21 protein-coding genes and 2 tRNA genes are annotated in these 25,561 nt (G+C 70.7%); 5 read left to right on the forward strand and 18 right to left on the reverse strand.

All coding sequences use genetic code 11. The features are described from left to right. Positions 1–127: 127 nt before the first annotated feature. The 7 genes from mreD to ACF07N_RS12600 form a co-directional block, all read right to left on the reverse strand. Positions 128–799, reverse strand: coding sequence for a rod shape-determining protein MreD (gene mreD, locus ACF07N_RS12570; RefSeq protein ID WP_383322441.1), 672 nt, complete (start codon positions 797–799; stop codon positions 128–130). A 14-nt stretch (positions 800–813) separates the two neighbouring features. Continuing rightward, positions 814–1,761: a rod shape-determining protein MreC gene (mreC, locus tag ACF07N_RS12575; protein ID WP_383322438.1), complete on the reverse strand. Its 948-nt coding sequence runs from the start codon at positions 1,759–1,761 to the stop codon at positions 814–816. A gap of 144 nt (positions 1,762–1,905) precedes the next feature. Next, positions 1,906–2,925: a rod shape-determining protein gene (locus ACF07N_RS12580; RefSeq protein WP_006133575.1), complete on the reverse strand. Its 1,020-nt coding sequence runs from the start codon at positions 2,923–2,925 to the stop codon at positions 1,906–1,908. 275 nt (positions 2,926–3,200) lie between these two features. Further along, positions 3,201–3,614 carry a nucleoside-diphosphate kinase gene (gene ndk, locus ACF07N_RS12585; protein ID WP_383322433.1) on the reverse strand — a complete coding sequence of 138 codons (414 nt, stop codon included), beginning with the start codon at positions 3,612–3,614 and terminating at the stop codon, positions 3,201–3,203. 82 nt (positions 3,615–3,696) lie between these two features. Continuing rightward, on the reverse strand, positions 3,697–4,053 hold the full coding sequence (locus tag ACF07N_RS12590) for a DUF4233 domain-containing protein (protein ID WP_383322430.1): 357 nt from the start codon (positions 4,051–4,053) through the stop codon (positions 3,697–3,699). Positions 4,054–4,059: 6 nt separating this feature from the next. Then, entirely contained in the window at positions 4,060–5,583 is a 1,524-nt protein-coding gene (locus tag ACF07N_RS12595) for a bifunctional folylpolyglutamate synthase/dihydrofolate synthase (RefSeq protein WP_383322427.1), read from the reverse strand. A gap of 162 nt (positions 5,584–5,745) precedes the next feature. Further along, positions 5,746–8,370, reverse strand: a complete 2,625-nt coding sequence (locus ACF07N_RS12600; RefSeq protein ID WP_392111536.1) for a valine--tRNA ligase — start codon at positions 8,368–8,370, stop codon at positions 5,746–5,748. Positions 8,371–8,509: 139 nt separating this feature from the next. Between ACF07N_RS12600 and ACF07N_RS12605 the strand changes: the two genes are divergently transcribed. Then, positions 8,510–9,472 (forward strand): hypothetical protein, encoded by a 963-nt coding sequence (locus ACF07N_RS12605; protein ID WP_392111539.1) that lies wholly within the window; start codon positions 8,510–8,512, stop codon positions 9,470–9,472. Between the two features lie 71 nt (positions 9,473–9,543). Here the strand turns inward: ACF07N_RS12605 and clpX are convergent, their stop codons facing one another. The 5 genes from clpX to ACF07N_RS12630 all read right to left on the reverse strand — a co-directional run bounded on the left by clpX (position 9,544) and on the right by ACF07N_RS12630 (position 14,362). Then, complete coding sequence (gene clpX, locus ACF07N_RS12610) at positions 9,544–10,830, reverse strand: ATP-dependent Clp protease ATP-binding subunit ClpX (RefSeq protein ID WP_010041898.1); 1,287 nt, start codon at positions 10,828–10,830, stop codon at positions 9,544–9,546. Positions 10,831–11,011: 181 nt separating this feature from the next. After that, positions 11,012–11,716, reverse strand: coding sequence for an ATP-dependent Clp protease proteolytic subunit (locus ACF07N_RS12615; RefSeq protein ID WP_392111542.1), 705 nt, complete (start codon positions 11,714–11,716; stop codon positions 11,012–11,014). 110 nt (positions 11,717–11,826) lie between these two features. After that, positions 11,827–12,432, reverse strand: a complete 606-nt coding sequence (locus ACF07N_RS12620) for an ATP-dependent Clp protease proteolytic subunit (protein WP_031114129.1) — start codon at positions 12,430–12,432, stop codon at positions 11,827–11,829. A gap of 255 nt (positions 12,433–12,687) precedes the next feature. After that, a complete protein-coding gene (gene tig / locus ACF07N_RS12625; RefSeq protein ID WP_392111545.1) occupies positions 12,688–14,091 on the reverse strand; it encodes a trigger factor in 1,404 nt (467 codons plus the stop codon). A gap of 194 nt (positions 14,092–14,285) precedes the next feature. Then, positions 14,286–14,362 (reverse strand) — tRNA-Pro (locus tag ACF07N_RS12630). Between the two features lie 167 nt (positions 14,363–14,529). On the opposite strand from ACF07N_RS12630, the gene ACF07N_RS12635 reads away from it, so the two are divergent. Then, a tRNA-Gly gene (locus tag ACF07N_RS12635) sits at positions 14,530–14,600 on the forward strand. Positions 14,601–14,656: 56 nt separating this feature from the next. Here the strand turns inward: ACF07N_RS12635 and ACF07N_RS12640 are convergent. Beyond that, positions 14,657–16,996, reverse strand: a complete 2,340-nt coding sequence (locus ACF07N_RS12640) for a protein kinase (RefSeq protein ID WP_392111548.1) — start codon at positions 16,994–16,996, stop codon at positions 14,657–14,659. A 102-nt stretch (positions 16,997–17,098) separates the two neighbouring features. Next, a complete protein-coding gene (locus ACF07N_RS12645) occupies positions 17,099–17,293 on the reverse strand; it encodes a hypothetical protein (protein ID WP_003990237.1) in 195 nt (64 codons plus the stop codon). A 621-nt stretch (positions 17,294–17,914) separates the two neighbouring features. Here ACF07N_RS12645 and ACF07N_RS12650 point away from each other — a divergent pair. Further along, positions 17,915–19,099 carry an acyltransferase family protein gene (locus tag ACF07N_RS12650; RefSeq protein WP_383535538.1) on the forward strand — a complete coding sequence of 395 codons (1,185 nt, stop codon included), beginning with the start codon at positions 17,915–17,917 and terminating at the stop codon, positions 19,097–19,099. Between the two features lie 14 nt (positions 19,100–19,113). On the opposite strand, the gene ACF07N_RS12655 is transcribed toward ACF07N_RS12650, so the two are convergent. Further along, positions 19,114–19,575 carry an HD domain-containing protein gene (locus tag ACF07N_RS12655; RefSeq protein ID WP_392111553.1) on the reverse strand — a complete coding sequence of 154 codons (462 nt, stop codon included), beginning with the start codon at positions 19,573–19,575 and terminating at the stop codon, positions 19,114–19,116. 32 nt (positions 19,576–19,607) lie between these two features. Continuing rightward, entirely contained in the window at positions 19,608–20,786 is a 1,179-nt protein-coding gene (locus tag ACF07N_RS12660) for a PP2C family protein-serine/threonine phosphatase (protein WP_383322404.1), read from the reverse strand. Positions 20,787–20,948: 162 nt separating this feature from the next. Here ACF07N_RS12660 and ACF07N_RS12665 point away from each other — a divergent pair, with 162 nt between their 5' ends. Then, a complete protein-coding gene (locus ACF07N_RS12665; RefSeq protein WP_392111556.1) occupies positions 20,949–22,211 on the forward strand; it encodes a GNAT family N-acetyltransferase in 1,263 nt (420 codons plus the stop codon). A 13-nt stretch (positions 22,212–22,224) separates the two neighbouring features. On the opposite strand, the gene ACF07N_RS12670 is transcribed toward ACF07N_RS12665, so the two are convergent. Together ACF07N_RS12670 and ACF07N_RS12675 are read right to left on the reverse strand one after the other, a co-directional pair. Next, a complete protein-coding gene (locus ACF07N_RS12670; protein ID WP_392111559.1) occupies positions 22,225–23,034 on the reverse strand; it encodes an Fpg/Nei family DNA glycosylase in 810 nt (269 codons plus the stop codon). A gap of 275 nt (positions 23,035–23,309) precedes the next feature. Then, positions 23,310–23,795: a ribose-5-phosphate isomerase gene (locus ACF07N_RS12675; protein ID WP_392111562.1), complete on the reverse strand. Its 486-nt coding sequence runs from the start codon at positions 23,793–23,795 to the stop codon at positions 23,310–23,312. Between the two features lie 278 nt (positions 23,796–24,073). Here ACF07N_RS12675 and ACF07N_RS12680 point away from each other — a divergent pair, with 278 nt between their 5' ends. Beyond that, a complete protein-coding gene (locus ACF07N_RS12680) occupies positions 24,074–25,552 on the forward strand; it encodes an amino acid permease (protein WP_392111565.1) in 1,479 nt (492 codons plus the stop codon). The last annotated feature ends 9 nt before the right edge of the window (positions 25,553–25,561 follow it).

Raw genomic sequence — 25,561 nt, forward strand, 5'->3', positions numbered from 1 at the left:
CTGCGTGTACGGATGTGCGAGTACGTCGGTCTGTCCGGACAGGTGTGCGCGGTGTCGAGTGAGGAACGACGGGCCCACGCGCCGGCGTTCCTGCCGGACCGCACCGTTCGGGTGAACTTCCCCCGGGTCACAGCCGCTTGACCCCCTTGATGCGTCCGGCCCGCGCCATCCGCGCGCGGGCCGCCTTCACCCGCAGTCCGTTGCGCTGGCTGCCGATCCGCAGACCCGTGCCGCCGGAGAGCCAGCCGGAGGAGATGTCCGTGGCCTTGGCGGCCGACGTGGACTCGGCGAGCGGATCGTTCTCCGCGCGCCGGGCCAGCGCCATCACCCCCGGCACCACGAACGGGGCGAGCAGCAGGTCGTACAGGGCGGCCGTGAACAGCAGGCCGCCCAGGCCCACGTGACGGGCGGCGGTGTCCCCGACGAGGGCGCCGACCCCGGCGTACAGCAGGGTCGAGCCGACCGCGGCGGCGACCACCACGACCATCGGGCCGGTCGCGGACTTCAGCTGGCCGGTCTCGGGCTTCACCAGGCCCGCGAGGTAGCCGATGACGCACAGCACCAGGGCGTACCGCCCGGCGGCGTGGTCGGCGGGCGGGGCCAGGTCGGCGAGCAGACCCGCGGCGAACCCGACGAGGGCACCGCCGACGTGCCCGTACACCAGCGCCAGGCCCAGGACGGTGAGCAGCAGCAGGTCGGGCACCGCGCCGGGCAGGTGCAGGCGGGCGAGGACGCTCACCTGGATCACCAGGGCGACGACGACCAGGGCGGAGGAGAGCAGGATCCGGTTGACGCGCATGGGGGTGACAGCTCCTACTGCTCTTGCTGGTTCTGGCCGTCCACGGGGGCCTCGGCGGACGGCGTCACGGTCACCGTCACCGTCGGCCTCGGGGTCGGCTTGGGCTTGGGCGGGAGCACCGTGTCGCGCGGGTCCTTCTTCGGGGGCTCGACGACGACACCGACGATGTCGAGCTTGGTGAAGCCGACGTACGGCGTGACGTACAGCGTGCGGGTCAGGCCGCCGCCGGAGGGGTCGACGCGGGAGACCACGCCGACGGGCACGCCGGGCACGAACGGCCGGTCGGCCTGCGAGCCGAAGGTGACGAGCCGGTCGCCCTTCTTCACCTCGGCCTTGCCGTTGAGGAGTTCGACGCGCAGCGGGCGGTCGCCCTGCCCGGAGGCGAAGCCGAGCTCGTCGCCGGACTCCATGCGCGTGCCGACCGTGAAGTCGGGGTCGCTGGCGAGCAGGACCGTGGCGGTGTGCGGCCCGACGGTGGTGACGCGGCCGACGAGTCCGTCGCCGTTGAGGACGGTCATGTCGCGCTTGATGCCGTCCTCGGCGCCGACGTCGATGGTGATGGTCCAGGAGAATCCCTGCGCCGCCCCGATCGCGATGACCTCGGCGCCCTTGATGCCGTACTGGCCCTGCCCGGCGACCTTGAGCATCCTGTCGAGCTGCTTGAGGCGGCTGCGGGCGCGGTCGTCGCTGCCGAGCCGCGCCTTCAGGGCGGCGTTCTCCTTCTCCAGCATGGCGAGCCGGTCGTGCCGTTCGCCGGAGTCGCGGATGGCGGAGACCGCGTTGCCGACCGGGTCGACCGCGGACGACACGCCGCTCTCGATCGGGCCGAAGACCGTCGCCGCGGCCTGCCGGGCACCGTCGACGGGCGAGTCCTCCCCACCGCGGATGTCCACCGTGATCAACGCGAACGCGACGGCGATCAGCAGCACCAGGAGCAGCCGGCTCTCTCGTGTGTCCCTCACGTGCGGCGGCCGTGCCCTTCCTCATAGGAATTCGGGAAGCCCCAGGGAATACCGAGGGGCTGCTTTGTGGGAGCTTATGCCTCTATATCAACGATCCGCCGTACGAGAGGAGATCGTCCCGTACGGCGGAATCGAAGAGTTATGTCATCTGCGCGGCTGGGCGTCCAGCACCTGCTGCAGCGCCTCGAACTCCTCGACGCACTTTCCGGATCCGAGCGCCACGCTGTCCAGCGGGTCCTCGGCGATGTGGATCGGCATCCCGGTCTCCCGGCGCAGCCGTTCGTCCAGGCCCCGCAGCAGCGCTCCGCCGCCGGTCAGAACGATTCCTCGGTCCATGATGTCGCCGGACAGCTCCGGCGGGCACTTGTCGAGGGTCGTCTTGACGGCGTCGACGATGGCGTTGACCGGTTCCTCGATCGCCTTGCGGACCTCGGCGGCGGAGATGACGACGGTCTTCGGCAACCCGGACACCAGGTCCCGGCCGCGGATTTCGGTGTGCTCGTCGGTGTCGAGGTCGTACGCCGAACCGATCGTGATCTTGATCTGTTCGGCCGTCCGCTCACCCAGCAGGAGGGAGTACTCCTTCTTGATGTGCTGGATGATCGCGTTGTCCAGTTCGTCGCCGGCGACACGGATGGACTGGGCGGTGACGATGCCGCCGAGGGAGATGACCGCGACCTCCGTCGTGCCGCCGCCGATGTCGACCACCATGTTGCCCGTGGCCTCGTGGACCGGCAGGCCGGAGCCGATGGCCGCGGCCATCGGCTCCTCGATGATGTGCACCTGGCGGGCGCCGGCCTGGGACGACGCCTCGATGACGGCACGGCGCTCGACGCCCGTGATGCCCGAGGGCACACAGACGACGACCCGCGGACGAGCCAGATACCGCCGCTTGTGGATCTTCAGGATGAAGTAGCGGAGCATCCGCTCGGTGATCTCGAAGTCGGCGATCACGCCGTCCTTCAGCGGACGCACGGCAACGATGTTGCCGGGCGTGCGCCCGATCATCTTCTTCGCTTCGGCGCCGACCGCGAGGATGCCACCGGTGTTGGTGTTGATCGCGACAACGGACGGCTCGTTGAGTACGATCCCGCGACCCCTGACGTACACCAGCGTGTTGGCGGTCCCGAGGTCGACAGCCATGTCACGGCCGATGAACGACATTGAGTTCCCCATCAGGATTCGTCTGGCCTTCCCATGAGCTTTTGAGGGCTTTTCAGGTCGGCAAAGGTGGGTGCTGTGACGTGAAGGCTTCCATGGTAGACGCGCCTTCGCGAACACTGCGGGAGGGTCTCCGCCATTGTCAGCAGATGCTGTGCGGCTTCGCTTGTGGAGACGGGCGTTCGGGGGCGATCGTTCCCTCGTACGCCACGCATATGCCGCAAAGCCCGGGGGCGGGCGCCCCCGGACCTGCCGTTTGTGCTGGTGGAGTGCGGACGTTACGCCCGGCCGGGGAAGAAGATCTTCACCTCGCGCTCGGCGGACTCCTCGGAGTCGGAGGCGTGGATCAGGTTCTCCCGGACGATGACGCCGAAGTCGCCGCGGATGGAGCCGGGCGCCGCCGCGATCGGGTCCGTCGGGCCGGCCAGCTGGCGCACGCCCTCGATGACCCGCTCACCCTCGACGATCATCGCCACGACCGGGCCGGAGGCCATGAACGCGACCAGCGGCTCGTAGAACGGCTTGCCCTTGTGCTCGCCGTAGTGCTGCTCCAGCGTGTCCTGGTCCAGGGTGCGCAGCTCCAGCGCGGTGATCGTCCAGCCCGCCTTGCGCTCGATGCGGCTGATGATCTCGCCGGTCAGGCCACGACGGACGGCGTCGGGCTTGAGGAGGACGAGGGTGCGCTGGGTCACGACGGGGCTCCTTATGCGTCAAGGCTGTGCGGTGATGCGGTGATGCGGTGGGACGAGATTACCCGGCGTGTCGGGGCGCCTGTTACGCAGCGTCAGGTGTGGAGGAAGCGGCCTGGGCGGCGAATCTCGCCTTGGCCTCGTCCACCTTCCGCCCGTAGTGCACGGACGCCCACCACAGGGCCGCGAAGATCGCGCCGAGGAAGAACATGGTCGGCACGATGAAGCCGGACGCGATCAGCGCGAGCTGCAGCGCCCACCCGAGCGCGACCCCGCCGGGGCGCGTCACCAGGCCGCACAGCAGCAGGCACAGGAACATCGCGATGCCGCTCACCGTCCACACGGTGCTCATGGACAGGCCGGGATCCTTCATGGCGACCAGCCCGGCGAAGCCGATGACGAAGAACTCGCCGATCAGGGTCGAAGAACACAGGGTGCGCATGGGATCTCAGCCTCTCCCCAGGAGCAGTCGGGCCTCGCCGACGGTGATGACCGAACCGGTGACGAGCACACCGCCGCCCGCGAACTCGCCCTCCTCCTCGGCCAGCGTGATGGCGGCCTCCAGCGCGTCGGGCAGCCGCGGCTCGACCTGGACGCGGTCCTCGCCGAACACCTCGACGGCGATGCCGGCCAGCTCGTCGGCGTCCATCGCGCGGTGGCTGGAGTTCTGCGTGACGACGACCTCGGCGAACACCGGCTCGAAGGCCTCCAGCAGCCCCCGCACGTTCTTGTCGCCGCTCGCGCCGACCACACCGATCAGGCGGCTGAACTGGAACGCCTCCCCGATCGCCTCGGCCGCCGCCCGGGCGCCCGCCGGGTTGTGGGCGGCGTCCAGCACGACCGTCGGGGAGCGCCGCACGACCTCCAGCCGGCCGGGCGAGGCCACGGCGGCGAACGCCTTGCGGACCGTGTCCAGGTCCAGCGGGTCGGGCCGCTGCGCGCCGACGCCGAAGAACGCCTCGACGGCGGCGAGCGCCACGGCCGCGTTGTGCGCCTGGTGCGCGCCGTGCAGCGGCAGGTACACCTCGCGGTACTCGCCGCCCAGGCCGCGCAGGGTCAGCAGCTGGCCGCCGACGGCCACCTGCCGGTCCACGACACCGAACTCCAGGCCCTCCCTGGCCACCGTCGCGTCCACCTCGACGGCCTTCTTCAGCAGCACCTGCGCCGCCTCGACCGGCTGCTGCGCCAGGATGACGGTCGCGTCCTGCTTGACGATGCCGGACTTCTCCGTGGCGATCTCGGCGTACGTGCCGCCGAGCCGGTCGGTGTGGTCGAGGTCGATGGGCGTGACGACGGCGACGTCACCGTCGATCACGTTCGTCGCGTCCCAGGAGCCGCCCATGCCGACCTCGACGACGGCGACGTCCACCGGGGCGTCGGCGAACGCCGCGTACGCCATGCCGGTGAGCACCTCGAAGAACGACAGCCGGTAGTCCTGCGACGCGTCGACCATCTCCACGTACGGCTTGATGTCCTGGTACGTCTCGATGAACCGCTCGGCGGAGATGGGCGCGCCGTCCAGGCTGATGCGCTCGGTGATCGACTGCACGTGGGGTGAGGTGTAGCGGCCGGTGCGCAGCTCGAAGGCGCCGAGCAGGGCCTCGATCATGCGGGCCGTGGAGGTCTTGCCGTTGGTGCCCGTGATGTGGATCGACGGGTACGAGCGCTGCGGCTCTCCGAGCACGTCCATCAGGGCGGCGATACGGGCGACCGACGGCTCCAGCTTCGTCTCGCCCCAGCGGGTGGCGAGCTCCGCCTCGACCTCGCGCAGGGCCTTGTCGACCTCGGGGTCGGCGGGCCGGGCGGGGATGTCCCCGTCGGGCGGGCCGCCCTGGGTGCGCAGGGTGCGGCTGCCGGCCTCGATGACCGCGAGGTCGGGGTCGCGGGTGGTCTCCTCGGCGATGATCTCGTCGAAGGCGTTGAGGGGGTCGGGCTGGTCGTCGGCGCTGTGGTCCGGGGGGAGCTCGCTCACGGGGCCAGTCTACGGAGGCTGGGTGACGTCGGTCGGGGGTGGCTTGTGTCGTCGGGCGAGTGCGGGCCGTCCATGGCTGGTCGCGCGGTTCCCCGCGCCCCTGAACTGCGTGAAGGCCCCCGCGCCGACGAGCACGGGGGCCTTCACGACCGGTACGGGCGACTACGCCTGCGGCAGGCGCTCCAGCTGGGACCGGATGCGGGTGATGTCCTCCTCCGCCTTGGCGAGGCGGGTGCGGATCTTGTCCACGACGTGGTCGGGGGCCTTCGCGAGGAACGCCTCGTTGCCGAGCTTGGCGTTCGCCTGGGCCTTCTCCTTCTCGGCCGCGGCGAGGTCCTTCGCGAGGCGCTTGCGCTCCGCCGCCACGTCGATCGTGCCGGACAGGTCGAGGGCGACCTCGGCACCGGCGACCGGGAGGGTCGCCGTCGCCGTGAAGGACTCGCCCTCGGGCTGCAGGCGCAGCAGCTGGCGGATGGCCGCCTCGTGCGGCGCGAACGGCGTGCCGTCCAGGGTGAGCCGGGCCGGGACCCGCTGGCCGGGCTGGAGGCCCTGGTCGGCGCGGAAGCGGCGGACCTCGGTGATGACCGACTGGAGCGAGGCGATCTCACGCTCGGCGCCGGCGTCCCGGAAGCCGCTGTCCTTCGGCCACTCGGCGATGACGACCGACTCGCCGCCGGTCAGCGTCGTCCACAGCGTCTCGGTGACGAACGGGACCACCGGGTGCAGCAGCTTCAGCGTGACGTCGAGGACCTCGCCGAGGACGCGCTTGCTGACCTCGGCCGGCTCGCCGCCCGCCTGGAACGTCGTCTTGGACAGCTCGACGTACCAGTCGAAGACCTCGTCCCAGGCGAAGTGGAACAGGGAGTCGGACAGCTTCGCGAACTGGTAGTCGTCGTAGTACGCGTCGACCTCGGCGACGACCGAGTTCAGCCGGGAGAGGATCCAGCGGTCCGTCGGGGACATCTCCGACGGCTCCGGCAGCGGGCCCTCGACCGTCGCGCCGTTCATCAGCGCGAAGCGGGTGGCGTTCCAGATCTTGTTGGCGAAGTTGCGCGAGCCCTGGACCCAGTCCTCACCGATCGGCACGTCGACGCCCGGGTTGGCGCCGCGGGCCAGGGTGAAGCGCAGGGCGTCCGAGCCGTACTTGTCCATCCAGTCCAGCGGGTTGACCGCGTTGCCGAAGGACTTCGACATCTTCTTGCCGAACTGGTCGCGGACCATGCCGTGCAGGGCGATGGTGTGGAACGGCGGGGTGCCGTCCATCGCGTACAGGCCGAACATCATCATCCGGGCGACCCAGAAGAAGAGGATGTCGTAACCGGTGACCAGGACGGAGTTCGGGTAGAACTTCGCGAGCGACTCGGTCTGCTCGGGCCAGCCGAGCGTGGAGAACGGCCACAGGCCCGAGGAGAACCAGGTGTCGAGGACGTCGGTGTCCTGGCGCCAGCCCTCGCCGCTCGGCGGCTCCTCGTCGGGGCCGACGCAGACGACCTCGCCGTCGGGGCCGTACCAGACGGGGATGCGGTGGCCCCACCACAGCTGGCGCGAGATGCACCAGTCGTGGAGGTTGTCGACCCAGTCGAAGTAGCGCTTCTCCATCTCCTGCGGGTGGATCTTGACCCGGCCGTCGCGGACGGCGTCACCGGCCGCCTTGGCCAGCGGGCCGACCTTGACCCACCACTGCATCGACAGGCGCGGCTCGATGGTGGTCTTGCAGCGCGAGCAGTGGCCGACGGAGTGGACGTAGGGCCGCTTCTCGGCGACGATCCGGCCCTCGGCGCGCAGCGCGGCGACGATCGCCGAGCGGGCCTCCAGCCGGTCCAGGCCCTGGAACGGGCCGTGCGCGGTGATGACCGCGTGCTCGTCCATGATCGTGACGGCCGGCAGGTCGTGGCGCTGGCCGATCTCGAAGTCGTTCGGGTCGTGCGCCGGGGTGACCTTGACGGCACCCGTGCCGAACTCGGGGTCGACGTGCTCGTCCGCGACCACCGGGATGGAGCGGTCGGTCAGCGGCAGCTTGACCAGCTTGCCGACCAGGTGCTTGTAGCGCTCGTCCTCGGGGTGGACGGCGACGGCCGTGTCACCCAGCATCGTCTCGGCACGGGTGGTGGCGACGACGATGGTCTCGTCCCCGTCGCCGTACTTCATGGAGACGAGCTCGCCGTCGTCGTCCTGGTACTCGACCTCGATGTCCGAGATGGCCGTCAGACAGCGCGGGCACCAGTTGATGATGCGCTCGGCGCGGTAGATCAGCTCGTCGTCGTAGAGGCGCTTGAAGATGGTCTGGACGGCCTGGGAGAGGCCCTCGTCCATCGTGAAGCGCTCGCGCGACCAGGCGACGCCGTCGCCCAACCGCCGCATCTGGCCGCTGATCTGGCCGCCGGACTCGCCCTTCCACTGCCAGACCCGCTCGACGAAGGCCTCACGGCCCAGGTCGTGCCGGGACTTGCCCTCCTTGCCGAGCTCGCGCTCGACGACGTTCTGGGTGGCGATGCCGGCGTGGTCCATGCCCGGCTGCCACAGCGTCTCGTAGCCCTGCATCCGCTTACGGCGGGTCAGGGCGTCGATGAGGGTGTGCTCGAAGGCGTGCCCGAGGTGCAGGCTGCCGGTGACGTTCGGCGGCGGGATGACGATGGTGTACGGAGGCTTGTCGCTCTTGGCGTCCGCCTCGAAGTAACCCCGCTCTACCCAGCGCTCGTACAGCGGCCCCTCCACGTCGGCCGGCGCGTACTGGGTCGGCAGGTCGGTGCTGGGCGCTGGTGGCTGCTGCTGAGCGTTCTCGGTCACGGGGCTCAGTTTAGAGGTGTCACGACCCCGTCCCGAAACGCGTTTCCTTTGTAACGGTGGGGGGGCCCGATGCCATGCACACGGCGGGTCTGCGCCAGGATGTCGGAAACACGTAAGCATCTGGAGGGGAACCCAGAACATGAGCTACAACCAGCCGGGCCCGTACGGCGGGCAGCCCCAGCAGCCCGGACCGTACGGCCAGCCGGGTCCGTACGGCCAGCCGCCGCAGGCGCCCCAGCCCGGCTACGGCTACCCCCAGCAGGCCCCTCCGCCCCAGCCGGGCTACGGCTACCCGCAGCAGCCCCCGCAGGGCGTCCCGCCCCAGCAGGCTCCGTACGGCCAGCAACCCCCGTACGGCCAGCAGCCGCCCTACGGCCAGGCCCCGTACGGCATGCCCCAGCCCCCGGCCCCGGGCGGCGGCAAGAAGAAGACGGGCATCATCATCGGCGCGGTCGCCGTGGTCGCGGCGCTCGGCGTGGGCGCGTACTTCGTGCTCGGCGGGGGCGGCGGCGCGGGGGCCGTCGAGGACGACGGGCCGCACAAGCTGGCGACCCCGGCGAAGGTGCTGAGCGAGTACAAGCGCTTCACCAAGGACGGGCAGACGGCCGGCGACGACTCCACCAAGGAGCTGGAGAAGAGCGGCGTCAAGAACGCCAAGTCGGCGATCGGTTCCTACTCCACCGCGGACCTGAGCGACTACGACCCGACCGACCCGTCGTCGGCCGCCCAGATGGCAACGGCCAAGACCGTCACGTTCATCGGTCTGTACGGCGAGGTCTCCGACCCCGAGGCGGCGCTGGACACCTTCTTCGCCAACTTCAAGAAGTCGGCGGAGGAGGGCTCTTCCGGCAGCAGCGGCAGCAAGACCGAGCTGATCGGCGAGCCGGAGGAGGCCGACCTCGACGGCGCGGTCATGAAGTGCCAGGCCGCCAAGGGCCAGGACCCGGCGACGAAGAAGGAGAAGACCGACTGGTTCTGCGCCTGGGCCGACTACAGCACGATCGTGCTGGTGTCGCCCGGACAGGCCGGCGGGAGTGTCTCCAAGGACACCGCGATCGACCTCACCACCAAGATCCGCCCGGAGATCCGCGTCAAGGCCTGACGGCCACGCGCTCGACGGACATGACGAAGGGCCCCGGTCGGTGACCGGGGCCCTTCGTCATGTCTGCCGTGTCACGCCGTCTTCTGCTCGCCCGGGCCGCGGCCGCGCGCGTCGCGCGGGATCAGCGTCGGGTTGACGTTCGACTGGACGACGTCGGCCGTGATGACGACCCGGGCCACGTCCTTGCGGGACGGGACCTCGTACATCACGCCCTGGAGGACTTCCTCCATGATGGCGCGCAGGCCGCGGGCGCCGGTCTGGCGGAGGATGGCCTGGTCGGCGATGGCCTCCAGCGCCTCGCGCTCGAAGTCCAGCTCCACGCCGTCGAGTTCGAACAGGCGCTGGTACTGCTTGACGAGCGCGTTGCGCGGCTCGACGAGGATCTGCAGCAGGGCCTCGCGGTCGAGGTTGTGGACCGAGGTGATGACGGGGAGACGGCCGATGAACTCGGGGATCATCCCGAACTTGACCAGGTCCTCCGGCATGACCTCCTGGAACTGGTCCTTGGACTCCATCTCGCGCTTGGAGCGGATCTGCGCGCCGAAGCCGATGCCCTTGGCGCCGGCCCGCGACTCGATGATCTTCTCCAGGCCGGCGAAGGCACCGCCCACGATGAACAGCACGTTCGTCGTGTCGATCTGGATGAACTCCTGGTGCGGGTGTTTGCGGCCGCCCTGCGGCGGGACCGACGCCGTCGTGCCCTCCAGGATCTTCAGCAGGGCCTGCTGCACGCCCTCGCCCGAGACGTCGCGGGTGATCGAGGGGTTTTCACTCTTCCGCGCGACCTTGTCGATCTCGTCGATGTAGATGATCCCGGTCTCGGCCTTCTTGACGTCGTAGTCGGCGGCCTGGATCAGCTTCAGCAGGATGTTCTCGACGTCCTCGCCCACGTAGCCGGCCTCCGTCAGGGCCGTGGCGTCGGCGATCGCGAAGGGGACGTTGAGCATCCGCGCCAGGGTCTGCGCGAGGAGGGTCTTGCCGGAGCCCGTGGGGCCCAGCAGGAGGATGTTGGACTTCGCCAACTCGATGGCGTCGTCGCGGCCGTTCGCCCCGCCGTTCTCACCGGCCTGGACGCGCTTGTAGTGGTTGTACACCGCCACGGACAGGGCCTTCTTGGCGGCCTCCTGGCCCACCACGTAGCCCTCGAGGAACTCGTAGATCTCGCGCGGCTTCGGGAGTTCCTCCCAGCGGACCTCGCTGGTCTCCGCCAGCTCTTCCTCGATGATCTCGTTGCAGAGATCGATGCACTCGTCGCAGATGTAGACACCGGGCCCTGCGATGAGCTTCTTGACCTGCTTCTGGCTCTTGCCGCAGAACGAGCACTTGAGCAGATCGCCGCCGTCACCGATGCGTGCCACGGTGTGCTTCCCCTTCGCCTGGGAGACTCCTGGACGTCGACGTCCAACGGACTCCTGGTGCTGCCTTATGTCCGACGGTACCTTGCCGGGCCCCCCGTCCGGGCCCCCCTTGGCGCGGTTCGCTTTGACGTGAACCGGGCCAAACCGTGCCAAGGGGCGGCAGACGATACAGCCTCGCGCCTCAGCGCAGGCTCGAGTTGTCCATCTTCCGGGTGGTGATGATCTGGTCGATCAGCCCGTAGTTCAGCGCGTCCTCGGCCGTGAGGATCTTGTCGCGCTCGATGTCCTCGCGGATCTTGTCGATCGCCTGGGTGGAGTGCTTGGCCAGCATCTCCTCCAGCTGCGTGCGCATCCGGAGGATCTCGTTCGCGGCGATCTCCAGGTCGGACACCTGGCCGCGGCCCGTCTCGCTGTACGGCTGGTGGATCAGCACGCGGGCGTTCGGCAGGGCCATGCGCTTGCCGGGCGTGCCGGCGGCCAGCAGGACGGCGGCGGCGGAGGCGGCCTGGCCCATGCAGACCGTCTGGATGTCCGGCTTCACGTACTGCATCGTGTCGTAGATCGCCGTGAGCGCCGTGAAGGAACCGCCGGGGCTGTTGATGTAGACCGAGATGTCCCGGTCGGGGTCCATCGACTCCAGGCACAGCAGCTGCGCCATGACGTCGTTGGCGGAGGCGTCGTCGATCTGGACGCCGAGGAAGATCACGCGCTCCTCGAAGAGCTTCGCGTACGGGTCGTACTCGCGGATGCCCTGGGAGGTGCGCTCGACGAAGCGCGGGATGACGTAGCGGGACTCGGCCTGCGGGCCGGTGTAGCGGCCCTGCGCGGCGCTCGCCTGCGCGGCCTGCGTACGGTCGTAGATCCCACTGCCGGGGAATGCGTTCACGGTGTCTCCTGAAAAGGGGCTGAGGCGGTCGGCTGGGGCTGCTGGGGCGCCCCGGGCCCTCACGGGCCCGGGCGGGGTCCTACGGGGCTCATGGAGCCCCGTAAGGCCGCTCAGGCCCCGGTGCCGCCGCCGCCCGGCATACCGGCGGCCGTGGCGATCACGTCGTCGATGAGGCCGTACTCCTTGGCCTCGAAGGCGTCGAACCAGCGGTCGCGGTCCGAGTCGCGGGTGATCTGCTCGACCGTCTGGCCCGTGTGCTGGGCGGTGAGCTCGGCCATGCGCTTCTTGGTGTGCAGCAGCCGCTCCGCGTGGATCTTGATGTCCGAGGCGGAGCCGGCGAGGCCGGCGGAGGGCTGGTGGATCAGGATCTCGGCGTTCGGCAGCGCGAAGCGCTTGCCGGGGGTGCCCGCGCTGAGCAGGAACTGGCCCATGGACGCCGCGAGACCCATGGCGATGGTCACCACGTCGTTCTTGATGTACTGCATGGTGTCGTAGATCGCCATGCCGGCCGTGATCGAACCGCCGGGGCTGTTGATGTAGAGGTAGATGTCCTTGTCGGGGTCCGAGGCAAGGAGCAGCAGCTGTGCGGTGATCTTGTTCGCGATGTCGTCGTCGACCGGCTGGCCGAGGAAGATGATCCGCTCGTTGAGCAGCCGGTTGTAGACCTGGTCGCCGAGGCCACCACCGATGGAAGGCTCGCCGGCGGCTGAAGGCATCAGATTCGTCACGTATCCACCTGCTCGTCTTACGACGGCGCCGGGCCGTCTCACGTGTTCCCTGCGGGGCGGGAGCCGTATCGGAGACTCCACTGCCCTGGTATTCATGGACCCTAACGCGCGGGTCCCTTCGGGGAATCCCGGAGATGGGAGTGTTCGCCGGGGGCGTAGCGAGGTGCGCCGCCCCCGCCGGTGACAAGAAGGCCCTGGGGCGTGCCCCAGGGCCTTCTCTCACGAACTCGTCGCTGCCGGGGCTCAGCCCTCGGTCTTCTCCTCGGCGGAGGCCTCCGTGGCCTCGGCCTCGGCGGACTCGGTCGCGGCGGACTCGGTCGCGGCGGTCTCGTCCTCTTCGTCGTCGAGGTCGATGATCTCGCCGTTGGTGTCCTTGACCGTGGCCTTCTCGACCACGACGGCCAGGGCCTTGCCGCGGGCGACCTCGCCGACCAGGAGCGGAACCTGGCCGCCCTCGACGACCGCCTGGGCGAACTGGTCGGGGGACATGCCGGAGGAGGCCGCGCGGCGCATGAGGTGCTCGGTGAGCTCCTCCTGGTTGACGTTCAGCTTCTCCTGCTTGACCAGCTCGTCGAGGACGAACTGGGTCTTGATGCCCTTGACCGCGGCCTCACGGGTCTCGGTCTCGAACTCCTCCTCGCTCTTGCCCTGGATCTCCAGGTACTTCGCGAGGTCGAGGCCCATCTGGCCGAGCTGGTGGTGCTCCAGGTTGTGCTTGCGGGTGTTGATCTCGTCCTCGAGCAGCTTCTCGGGGACGGGCACCTCGACGAGCTCCAGCAGCTTCTCCAGGACGCGCTCCTGGGCCTGCGTGGCCTGGTCGTACTGCTTCATGTTCTCCAGGCGCTTGCGGCTGTCCGCGCGCAGCTCCTCGAGGGTGTCGAACTCGGAGGCGAGCTGCGCGAACTCGTCGTCCAGCTCGGGCAGTTCACGCTTGGCGACCTGGGTGACCTTGACGGTGACCTCGGCCTCCTTGCCGGCGGCCGAGCCGCCCTTGAGCTCGGAGGTGAAGGTGGCCTCGCCACCGGCCTCCAGGCCCTTCACGGCGTCGTCGATGCCGTCCAGCAGCTCGCCGGAGCCGATCGTGTAGGAGACGCCGTTCGCGACGCCGTCCTCCAGGACCTCGCCGTCGACCTTGGCCTCCAGGTCGATCGTCACGACGTCGCCGTCCTCGGCGGCACGCTCGACCGGGGCGGTGGAGGCGAAGCGCTCGCGCAGCTCCTCGACGGCCTTGTCGACGTCCTCGTCGGTGACCTCGACCGCGTCGACCTCGACCTCGATGCCGGAGTAGTCCGGGATCTCGATGGCCGGGCGGATGTCGACCTCGGCGGTGAAGTTCAGCGTCTCGCCGTCCTTCAGCTCCGTGATGTCGACCTCGGGCTGGCCCAGCGGGCTGAGCTCGGCCTCGTTGACCGCCTCGGTGTAGAACTTCGGAAGCGCGTCGTTGACGGCCTCCTCCAGCACGGCACCGCGGCCGAACCGCTGGTCGATGACCCGGGCCGGGACCTTGCCCTTGCGGAAGCCCTTCACCGTGACCTGCTGGTTGATCTTCTTGTACGCCGCGTCGAGGCTGTCCTTGAGCTCCTCGAAGGGCACCTCGACAGTGAGCCGAACCCGAGTCGGGTTCAGGGTCTCCACGGCGCTCTTCACGGTTCGGTCTCCTTGTGGCTGACTTCTTGGTTTCTGCCGGGGCCAGAGCGGCCCGGCGGATTTCGCCGCCCGGAGGACTTCAGACGATGAGACACACGGGCGTGCAGCTTGCATAGTAACGGCAGCGACTACACCGCCCAAAAGGCGATCACGCGAGTGATCGGAAAGAGGATCACCCGAGGTGGTCGGGTGGCTGGTCGGGGTGGCGGGATTTGAACCCACGGCCTTCCGCTCCCAAAGCGGACGCGCTACCAAGCTGCGCCACACCCCGTCTGGTGCGACACGTAGGGTACATGCCGCCAGGCCGTGCGGCCGCCGCATTTGCGCGGGGCCCGGACCGCGTCGGCGCGGGGCCGGAAATGCGGTGTGCGAGGGGCGGGCCCGACCCGCTACGATGCCTCCAGTGCCGCGGTCACTCCGACCTGCGGCGCGTGCTGTGCGGGCGTAGCTCAATGGTAGAGCCCTAGTCTTCCAAACTAGCTACGCGGGTTCGATTCCCGTCGCCCGCTCTCGAAGCCTCGGGCCCGGTTCTGCGGAACCGGGCCCGAGGTGTTCTCCGCGTGGTTCAGAGGTCCCGCACGTTCGCCGTGTACACGGTGCGGGTGCCGTAGGGGACGTAGAGGGCGTCGCCGACGAGGACGAGGGGGGCTCCCGTGGTGCCGGGGGCGGCCGCGCTGTCGTCACGGCCGGCCCGGGTGGCGTCGACCTCTCCGGTGGCGAGGTCCAGGGCGGCCACGCGGCCGTTCGGGGACGCGACGTACAGGTGGGTGGCGGAGGCGGCCGGGGGGCCCTGCTGTTCGACGGTGGAATTGCTGTTCCAGCGGGTCCGGCCCGTGCGGGGCGAGACCGCGCTGATGCCGCCGCCGGCGTGGGTGAAGTAGACGGTCCCGCGGACGAGGTGCGCGGCGGACGCGGCGGACGCCCTGCCGGTGATCCGCAGGGTCGTGAGCGCGCGCGTGGACAGGTGGATGCGGGTCAGCCCGGCACCGGGACGCCTGGCGTCCGCCAGCACCAGTTGGTCCCCGGCCCGGCCGAGCAGGTCCAGGGTGCCCTTCGTCTCGACCGTCCAGTCCGGTTCGCCGGTGGCGGCGCTGAGCTGGGAGACGCGGGTGCGGGGGGTGCCTTCCGCGCGTTCGGGGTCGGTGCAGATCAGATAGGCCCGGCCGTCCTCGGCGCGCAGCGCGCAGTTGCCCGCGCCCTGCGGCTCGGGGCGCTTCCAGACCACCTCGCCGGTGCCTGCGGCCAGCAGTGCGTACTGGTCGCCCTGCCCCCCGTAGAAGGTGACGACGCCCTCGGGGACGGTGGTGGCGCCTCCCTGGTCCCGGTCGGGTGTTTTCGCCGTCTGTCCGTATGCGGTCCGGGTCCGCCAGAGCACCTTGCCGGTGTCGGCGGCGAGCGCGGCGACCGTGTAGGTGAACACCGGGCCCGCCCCGTCGGCCAGCTCCGCCTCGTCCGCCTCGTAGGCGAAGACGCGGTTCCCGCCGGTGCCGACGAGCCCGCCCGGGGAGCTGGACAGGCCGTCGGGCGCGGTGGGATCGACGAACCGGGTCCATGTGTTGCCGCCGTGCGCCAGATCGAAGCGGGCAGCCATCGTCTGGGCCCCCGCGCACACCAGTGACGTGTCCACGGCGGCGCAGTGCCGGAAGGAGGACTCGCCCGGGTACATGCGGGCGCCCTCCGGGGCCTCGGCCCGGGACACCCACGGTTTCCAGCCCCGCGGCAGGTCGGCGGGCTCCGCCCCGGACGAGGGCGTGCGCCCGCCGCCCTGGACCAGGGCGGCGGTGGTGGTGACGAGCGCGGCCAGGGCGACCGCCGCTGCGGCCCAGACCAGCAGCAGGCCGTGCCTGCGGCGCAGGCGTCCGGCCCGGGGCGCCGGTTCGTCCGCCGGGACGCCGGGCGGCGCGCCGCGCCCGTCCGGGGTCCTGTCCTGCCCGCGGGGGCGGTCGTCCTCGCGGCCGGCCTCCGGCTCGGCCGGCGGAGGGAGCACGGCGTCGCCGCGGGCCGTGCCGGGCGGGTCCGGCCACGCCGTCACCGAGGGCTCGGTGGGGCGGGCGCCCGGCCGGGGGCGGGCCGGGCGGTGCGAGGCGGTGACGGGCGCGCCTTCACGGAGCAGGGCGAACAGTTCGCCGGCCGTGGGGCGGGACGCCTGCCGCTTCTCCAGGCAGGGGCGGATGACGGGGAGCAGTTCGGCCGGGACGCCGGAGAGGTCGGGTTCGCCCTCGACGACGCGGAGGGCGGTCTCGTAAGGGCTCGGGCTGTCGAAGGGGCCGCGGCGGGTGGCCGCGTGGGTGAGGACCGAGCCGAGGGAGAAGATGTCGGCGGCCGGGCCGACGTCCTGGGGTGAGGCGAACTGCTCCGGGGACATGAAGGGCGGCGTGCCCATGACCCGGCCGGTCTGGGTGAGGGCGTCGGCGGCGGCGAACTCGGCGGCGCGGGAGATGCCGAAGTCGATGACGCGCGGGCCGTCCTCGGCGAGCATCACGTTGGCCGGTTTCAGGTCGCGGTGGACGACTCCGGCGCGGTGGATGTCACGCAGGGCCTCGGCGAGGCCGGCGGCGAGTTCACGCAGCCGGGGCAGCGGGAGCGGGCCGTGTTCGCGGACGTGCGTGCCGAGGTCGGCGCCGGGGATGTAGAGCGTGGCCATCCAGGGGCGCCGCGCGTCGGCGTCCGCGTCGACGACGGGGGCCGTGAACGCGCCGCTCACCCGGCGGGCGGCGGCCACCTCGCGGCGGAAGCGGGTGCGGAACTCGTCGTCCTCGGCGTACTGCCCGTGCACCACCTTGATCGCCAGGCGCCGGCCGGAGGCCGAGCGGGCGAGGTAGACCACGCCCATGCCGCCGGAGCCGAGACGCTCCTCGATGCGGTAGCCACCCACCTCCGGCGGGTCGGTCTCGCGCAGCGCCATCCCCGTACGTTCCCCCCGTCACGCACCGTCCTGTGGTCGGGGTGAGCGTATCCGTCCGTGCCGCGGGCCCCGGGCCGGGGTGGCGCGGGCCCGTGCCGGCCGTCAGAAGCTGATGGAGTTGATGGTCTCCGCTATCGAGTTGAGGAACCGCTGGATGTCGTCGGCCATGCCGGTCGAGGCGAGGAAGAACCCGAAGAGGACCGCCACGATCGCGGGGCCTGCCTTGATGGAGCCGCCTCTCAGCAACACCACAAGGATGATCGCCAACAGCAGCACCACAGACAGTGAAATGGCCACAACTGATCACACCCTCGGTCGGTTCGCTCTCCCGGCCCGGGGACGCGACCCCGCGCACCCCGCCAGAACCATCGTGCCACCAACCCGGCCTGGCTATGCGGCCGCTGACGCATCGGCCGCCTCCGTGTCGCCCGGAGGCGGGGACGCCGCCCCGGTGCGGCGACTCAACGGCGTTTGATCGTACGGAATTTCGACAGGCCACCCGCGCGGGGAATTCGACCGGACCGTTTCCGTCTCCACACAACGCGTTCGCCATTAATTCGAATTGTTGCCGAGGCCTCATCAACCGCCTTGCGCCGCAGCCCCGAACGGCACTGAAGCGGACATTCCGCCGGAGTCGCCTGCTGGTCTTATGCATCACTTAGTCCGGAAGTATCCCGACAAGCTGGACCTGGCAGCGTGCACCATCCGTGAGCGGGCGATGTGTCGGCCATCACTCCGATGACGATGTCAACTACCCCTAATCCGGGGTACCCGCAGCGAATAGCCAGGATTCACATCCGGCGTTTTACGAATAGCCGCAGGGAACGCTAGGGTGCCTCAGATGTTCCACGCTGCCTCGTCCCCCGTATGCGCAGCGAGGTCCCGGATCGTCTCCCCGAGCTCCTGGTGGGAGGGTCTGTGACGAACTCGCTGCGACCGAACGGCGACCGCAGGGCGCCACTTCCCCCGGCCCGGTCACCGGCCGACGGAGTGCCGAGCCCCCGCTCGCCGCACAGCCCGCAGAAGAAGCAGAACGGCAAGCAGCGCGACGCGTTCTTCGACAACGCCAAGTACCTCGCGATCGTGCTGGTGGCCATGGGCCACGCCTGGGAACCGCTCAAGGGCGACAGCCGCATACTCGAGGCCGCGTACCAGGTCGTCTACGCGTTCCACATGCCGGCGTTCATCATCATCTCCGGCTACTTCTCCCGCAGTTTCGACATGCGGCCCGACCGGCTGAAGCGCCTGATCACCGGCGTCGCCGTGCCGTACATCGTCTTCGAGACGGCCTACCCGCTCTTCAAGCGCTGGATCGACGACGACCCGGGCCAGGACATCAGCCTCCTCGACCCCTGGTACCTGACCTGGTTCCTGGTCGCGCTGTTCGTCTGGCGGCTGACCACCCCCATCTGGAAGCTGGCCCGCTGGCCGCTGCCGCTCGCGCTCGGCCTCGCCATGCTGGCGACCGTCAGCCCCTCGATCGGCGACGACCTCGACCTCCAGCGCGTCCTGCAGTTCCTGCCGTTCTTCGTGCTGGGCCTGTCGATGAAGCCCGAGCACTTCCACATGGTGCGCCGCCGGTCGGTGCGGATCGCGTCGGTGCCCGTGTTCGCGGCGGCGCTCGCGGTCAGCTGGTGGGCGGTGCCGCGGATGAACACCGCGTGGTTCTACCACCGTGACTCGGCGCAGGAACTGGGCGCCCCGTGGTGGACCGGCCCGGTGATGGTGCTCGCGCTGTTCGGCTGCTCCCTGGTGCTGACGGCGTGCTTCTTCGCCTGGGTGCCGCGCCGCCACATGTGGTTCACCGCCCTCGGCGCCGGCACGCTCTACGGCTATCTGCTGCACGGCTTCCTGGTGAAGGCCGGCGACTACCAGGGCTGGTTCGAGGCCTCCTGGCTGCACCACCCGGCCGGTGAGATCGCCGTGACCGTCCTCGCGGCCGCGGTGGTCACCGTGCTGTGCACCAAGCCGGTCCAGCGCGTGTTCCGGTTCGCGATGGAACCGAGGATGGAGTGGGCCTTCAAGCGGGACGCGGCCGAACTCGCCCGCGAGCGCCAGAGCGCCGAGCGGCGCGAGCGCGAGCGCGAGAAGGTCGACGCCTGACCGACCCGCGGGCCTCAGCCGACGAGACCGAGGAGTGCGCGCATCCGCGCGTACTTCTCGGTCAGTCGTGTGCGGGTCGCCTCGTCGAGGACCGCGAGGCGCGCCGGGTCCGCGTTGTGCGCCAGGTCCGCCTCCTTCACCAGCAGCGCGCCGGGTGTGGCGAGGACGCGGGCCGCGTACGCCTCGGGCGGCTCCCCCGCGCGCTTGGTGAGCGCACGCACGATGTCCTTGGTCCGGCTGCCCAGCGGCGCCTCGCGCAGCCACCGATCCGGCAGGGCGTCGTCCTCGACGGCGTCGTGCAGCCAGGCCGCCGCGATCTGTTCCTCGTCCCCGCCGCGCGCCCGGACACCCTCGGCGACGGCCCGCAGGTGTTCCTCGTACGGCCGTCCGGCCTTGTCCGTCTGGCCGGCGTGCGCGGCACGGGCGGTGGCCTCGACCTCGGCCAGCGTCAGCGGTGTTCGGGGTGTCTCGGTCACGGCTCCAGTGTGCCCCGCCGGGCGACGGCGCCTCAGCGCGCGGCGGCGGCCGTGGGGCCCTCGCGGCAGATCAGCAGCAGGGCCCGGTCGTCGTTGACGTCCTTCGCGACGGCCTCGATGAGGTGCCAGGCGGCGCCGTGGAAGCCGCCCGCCACATAGCGGTCGGCCTCGCCGGTGAGGCGGTCGATGCCCTCGACGATGTCCCGGTCGGAGGTCTCCACCAGGCCGTCCGTGAACAGCATCAGCACGTCCCCGGGGCGCAGCGAGCCCTTCACCGGGTCGAACTGGGCGCCGTCGTACACCCCGAGGAGCGGGCCCTCGGCGGCCTTCTCCTCCCAGCGTCCGGTGCCCGCGCTCAGTTGCAGGCCCGGCGGGTGGCCGGCGGAGTAGAGCTCGTAGTCGCCGGAGTCCAGGTCGAGGACCAGGTGGATGGAGGTGGCGAAGCCCTCGTCCCAGTCCTGGCGGAGCAGATAGCCGTTGGCGGCCGGCAGGAAGGCGTGTGGCGGGAGGGAGCCGAGCAGGCCGCCGAAGGCGCCGGACAGCAGCAGCGCGCGGGAACCCGCGTCCATGCCCTTGCCGGAGACGTCGGTGAGGACGACTTCGAGCGTGCGGCCGCCGTTGGTGCGGGCCGCCACCACGAAGTCGCCCGAGAAGGACTGGCCGCCCGCCGGGCGCAGGGCCATCTCGCGGTGCCAGCCGTCCGGCAGGCCGGGCAGCTTGCTCTGCACCCGGATGCGTTCACGCAGGTCGAACAGCATGGTGCCGCCGCGCCGCCAGGGCACGCCGACCCGGCTGCGGAACTGCGCCAGCAGCAGCCCGAAGAACCCGCAGGCCGCGACCACCAGCACCACGCCCGGAGTGACCCGGGACGGGCCCTCGGTGTAGGGGCCGAGGCGCACCGACTCCACGATCAGCGCCGTGGCGGCCGCCGCGTACAGGCCGAGCAGGCTCGCCGGGCGCAGCAGCAGACCGCCCACGACGACCGGCAGGACCAGCGCGGCCGGGGAGAACCACACCGAGTTGGCCAGGGTCGCCGCCGCGATCACCGGGACCATCAGCAGGAGACCGGCCAGGGCGATCCAGTCCGAGCCGTCGCCGCGGAAGTAGTCCACGGCGGCCCGGCGCACGCCGACGCGGGCCCGGTGCCACTGCTTCTTCAACCGGGCCGTGAACGTCTCGGCTTCCGCGCGCCGCTCTCGTCCTGCTGCCATTAGTTCGGGACCCTATCCATCGGACCGGCCCCTTGGCACGGGAGGTCCTACTTGTCCCCCGTCCGAGGGCGCACTTCACAGTGAACGTCACAGCGCGCCGCCCCGCCGTCGCCCGGGAGAAATTCCCTCGCTCGTCCCGCATCGCCCTGGTAGGCATGGGCCATGGCGACTGACGCGACCGGCTCTTCGGCCGACCTGCGGGTGCTCCGGCAGGACGAATGGGACAAGTTCTACGACACCCTGATACGGGGCTTCGGCGGAGTGCCCGAGTCCACCGAGGAACGGCAGTTGTGGAACTCACTGACCGAGTTCGACCGTTCACTCGGGGCGTGGGACGGGGACGCGTGCGTGGGGACGGCCGGGGCGTTCACGTTCCGGCTCACCGTCCCGGGCGGGGCCTTGGTTCCGGCCGCGGGCGTCACGATGGTGAGCGTGGCCGCCACGCACCGCCGCCGGGGTGTGCTGACGTCGATGATGCGCCGGCAGCTGGACGACGTGCGCGCGTGGGGTGAGCCCCTGGCGGTGCTCACGGCCAGCGAGCCCGCGATCTACGGCCGGTTCGGGTACGGCAACGCGACCTTCCACCTGAACGCCGAGATCGACACCAGCCGGGTACGGCTGTCGGTGCCGCCCGGTACGGACGGCGTACGGCTGCGGTTCGCCGAGCCGGCCGACGTGCTCGACGCGTGCGAGGCGGTGTACGCCCGGCTGGTGCCGTCGCGGCCCGGCATGCTCGCGCGGCGGCCCGGCTGGGAGCGGCTCGGGGTGCTCGACCCGGAGAGCGAGCGCGGTGGGGCGTCTCCGCTGCAGTGCGTCGTCGCCGAACGGGACGGCGAGACCGTCGGATACGCGCGGTACCGGATCAAGCCGCAGTGGGAGACCGCCGGGCCCGAGGGCACGGTGGTGCTGGAGCACCTGGCCGCGCTGGACCCCGCGGCGGACGCGGCGCTGTGGCGTTTCCTCTTCGACGTCGACCTGACGTCGAAGCTGGTGGTGCGCGGGCGGCCCGTCGACGACGCGTGGCAGTACCTGGTGTCCGACATCCGGCGGTGCCTGCCGCGGCTGCGGGACTCGCTGTACGTCCGGCCGGTGGAGGTGGGGGCCGCGCTGCAGGCGCGGACGTATCAGACGCCGGTGGACGTCGTGTTCGAGGTGGAGGACGCCTTCTGCCCCTGGAACGCCGGGCGTTGGCGGCTGAGCGGGGACCAGAAGGGGGCGTCCTGCGAGCGTACGGCCGACGCGGCGGACATCGTGCTGTCCGTACGGGAGCTGGGCGCGGCGTATCTCGGGGGCGTGTCGCTGGCCGCGCTGGCGGCGGCGGGCCGGGTGCGGGAGGTACGGCGGGGGGCGCTGGCCGAGGCCTCCCTCGGATTCGCCGGTGGCGGGGCCGGCGGCCTGGCGCCGTGGCTGCCGCACGGGTTCTGACGGCGCCGCAGGGTCAGGGCCGCTGACAGGCCGGGCACCAGAAGAGGTTGCGGGCGGCGAGACCGGCGGTGCGGATCTCGCCGCCGCAGAGGTGGCAGGGCAGGTGGGCCCTGCGGTAGACGTACACCTCGCCGCCGTGGTCGTCCACCCGGGGCGGGCGGCCCATGGCCTGCGGGGTGTGTTCCGGGCGGACCGTGTCGATGCGGTTGGCGCGGACGCCCTCGCGCATGAGGGCGACGAGGTCCGTCCACATCGCCCGCCACTCGGCGGAGGTGATGTCCTTGCCGGGGCGGTACGGGTCGATGCCGTGCCGGAACAGGACCTCCGCGCGGTAGACGTTCCCCACGCCGGCGATGACCTTCTGGTCCATGAGGAGGGCGGCGATCGCCGTACGGCTGCGGCTGATGCGGCGGTAGGCGCGGTCCGGGTCGGCGTCGTCGCGCAGCGGGTCGGGGCCGAGGCGGTCGTGTATCGCCTGCTTCTCCGGGGGCGTGATCAGGGCGCAGGTGGTGGGGCCGCGCAGGTCGACGTAGGCGGTGTCGTTCACCAGGCGGAGGCGGACGGTGTCCGTGGGCGGGGGCGCGGGGGCCGGGCCCGCGGTGACCTTGCCGAAGAGGCCGAGGTGGATGTGGACCCAGTGGGTGTCGCCGAAGCCGAGGAACAGGTGCTTGCCGTGGGCGTCCGTGGCGGTGAGTTCCGTGCCGGTGAGGAGGGCGGCGGCGGGGGTGAACCTGCCCTGGGGGCTGGTGACGTGGGGGGTCGTGCCGCGGAAGGCCCGGGCGTAGTCCTGGGCGAGGCGGTGAATGGTGTGGCCTTCGGGCACGGGGTGCTCCATCGGGTCGCTACGGTTGTGCCCACCCGCCCGTCCGGCGCGGTTCGTTCACGGGCCGGGCGGGACAAGCCCCGGGCCTCCGCCCCGGACCCCGGATCCTCGCCCGCCCACCCGCCGGACACGGTCGGGCAGCGGGCCCGGCTTGCTCAGGGGCCCCGCCCCGCGCCCCGGCGGGGGCTGCCTCCGCCGCACCCCGCTCGGGGGTTCGCCCCGGCCCGGGCCGAGCGCCGGGACCCGCCCTTCGGGCCGGGTCCGCCGGGCGGTTGTTACTGCTGCGGGTGGTGCGCCGGGATCGGCGGGAGGTCCCCGGTCGTCTCGTACGCCGCCAGCATGTCGATGCGGCGGATGTGACGCTCGTCACCGGAGAACGGGGTGTTCAGGAACACCTCGACGAACTTGGTCGCCTCGTCCTGGGAGTGCATGCGGGCACCGACGGCGACCACGTTGGCGTTGTTGTGCTGGCGGCCGAGCGACGCCGTCTCCTCGCTCCAGGCGAGGGCCGCGCGAACGCCCTTGACCTTGTTCGCGGCGATCTGCTCGCCGTTGCCCGAGCCGCCGATGACGATGCCGAGGGAGTCCGGGTCGGCGGCCGTGCGCTCCGCGGCGCGGAGGCAGAACGGCGGGTAGTCGTCCTGGGCGTCGTAGATGTGCGGACCGCAGTCGACGGGCTCGTGGCCCGCCTCCTTCAGCCACTCGACGAGGTGGTTCTTCAGTTCGTAGCCGGCATGGTCCGAGCCGAGGTACACGCGCATGGGACGAGTGTGACACGGGCGTTTCGGGGAAAGCGCGCGGGGTGGCGCTCACGAAAACATGAGGCGAATGTGAGCCGCATTACGGAAGCTCAGGAAAACCTCAAGTAACAATCTGGATTCAAAGGTTCTCCTAAACGTTCGCCTCCGATTCACTGGACCGGCTCGTACACCGCTCGTACGGGCACCCGTACACCGTCGTGCCGCGACACACCCCGTTCGCACGGCTCGGGCGGTTCCGTACGGACGTACCACTCCCCGGCGCAAAGGAAATCCGCTCCATGACCTCGCAGCCGACGATGAAGACGACCGGAAACGAACCCCAAGGCCCCGGCGAACCCGGGGCGCACGGCTCCGGGCTGCAGGCCGGTCTCAAGAACCGGCATCTGTCGATGATCGCCATCGGCGGTGTGATCGGCGCCGGCCTCTTCGTGGGGTCCAGCTCCGGCATCGCCACCGCCGGTCCCGGCATCCTGCTCTCCTACGCCCTCGTCGGCACGCTCGTGGTGCTGGTGATGCGGATGCTGGGTGAGATGTCGGCCGCCAACCCGACCTCGGGTTCGTTCTCCGCCCACGCCGACCGGGCGCTGGGCCCCTGGGCCGGGTTCTCCATCGGCTGGCTGTACTGGTTCTTCTGGGTCGTGGTGCTCGCGGTCGAGGCGACCGCCGGTGCCGTGATCCTGGAGGGCTGGATACCGGCCGTGCCGCAGTGGGCCTGGGCCCTGATCGTGATGGTCGTGCTGACCGCCACCAACCTCGTCTCGGTCGGCTCCTACGGTGAGTTCGAGTTCTGGTTCGCGGGCATCAAGGTCGTCGCCATCGCCGCCTTCATCGTCATCGGCGGGCTGGCCGTGTTCGGCCTGCTGCCGGGTGTCGACAGCGAGCAGGCCGGGCTGGGCAACCTCACCGAGCACGGCGGCTTCCTGCCGAACGGGCCCGGGGCCATCCTCACCGGCGTGCTGCTCGTCGTCTTCTCCTTCATGGGCAGTGAGATCGCGACCCTCGCGGCCGGCGAGTCGGAGAACCCGCAGCAGGCCGTCACGAAGGCGACCAACAGCATCATCTGGCGTGTGGCCGTCTTCTACCTCGGCTCGATCTTCGTCGTCGTCGCCCTGCTGCCGTGGGACAGCAAGTCCATCACGGAGGACGGCTCGTACGTCGCGGCGCTCGACTCGCTCGGCATCGCGCACGCCGGTCAGATCATGAACTTCATCGTGCTGACCTCGGTGCTGTCCTGCCTCAACTCGGGCCTCTACACCGCCTCCCGCATGGCCTTCTCGCTCGGCCAGCGCGGGGACGCGCCGAAGTCCTTCGCCCGTACGACCGCCAACGGCGTGCCGCGCACGGCGATCCTCGCGTCCGTGGCGTTCGGCTTCGTCGCCGTGTTCTTCAACTACAAGTTCCCGGACTCCGTCTTCCTGTTCCTGGTGAACTCCAGTGGTGCGGTCGCCCTGTTCGTGTGGCTGGTGATCTGCTTCTCGCAGCTGCGCATGCGGAAGATCATCAAGGCCGAGGCGCCGGAGAAGCTCGTCGTGAAGATGTGGCTGTACCCGTACCTGACCTGGGCGACGGCCGCGCTGATCGTCTTCATCCTCGGCTACATGCTCACCGACACCGAGCACGACGGGCGCACGACGATCTCCCTGTCGCTGCTCGTCGCGGCGGTCGTGCTCGTCATCGCCTTCGTCAAGGAGAAGGTGCGCGGCGGGCGGCGGGCCGCCGACGAGGCCGCGGCCCGGGACGAGGTCTCGGCCGGCTGAGCCCGCGGG

Source organism: Streptomyces sp. NPDC015242, assembly GCF_043079125.1.
Taxonomy (GTDB): domain Bacteria; phylum Actinomycetota; class Actinomycetes; order Streptomycetales; family Streptomycetaceae; genus Streptomyces.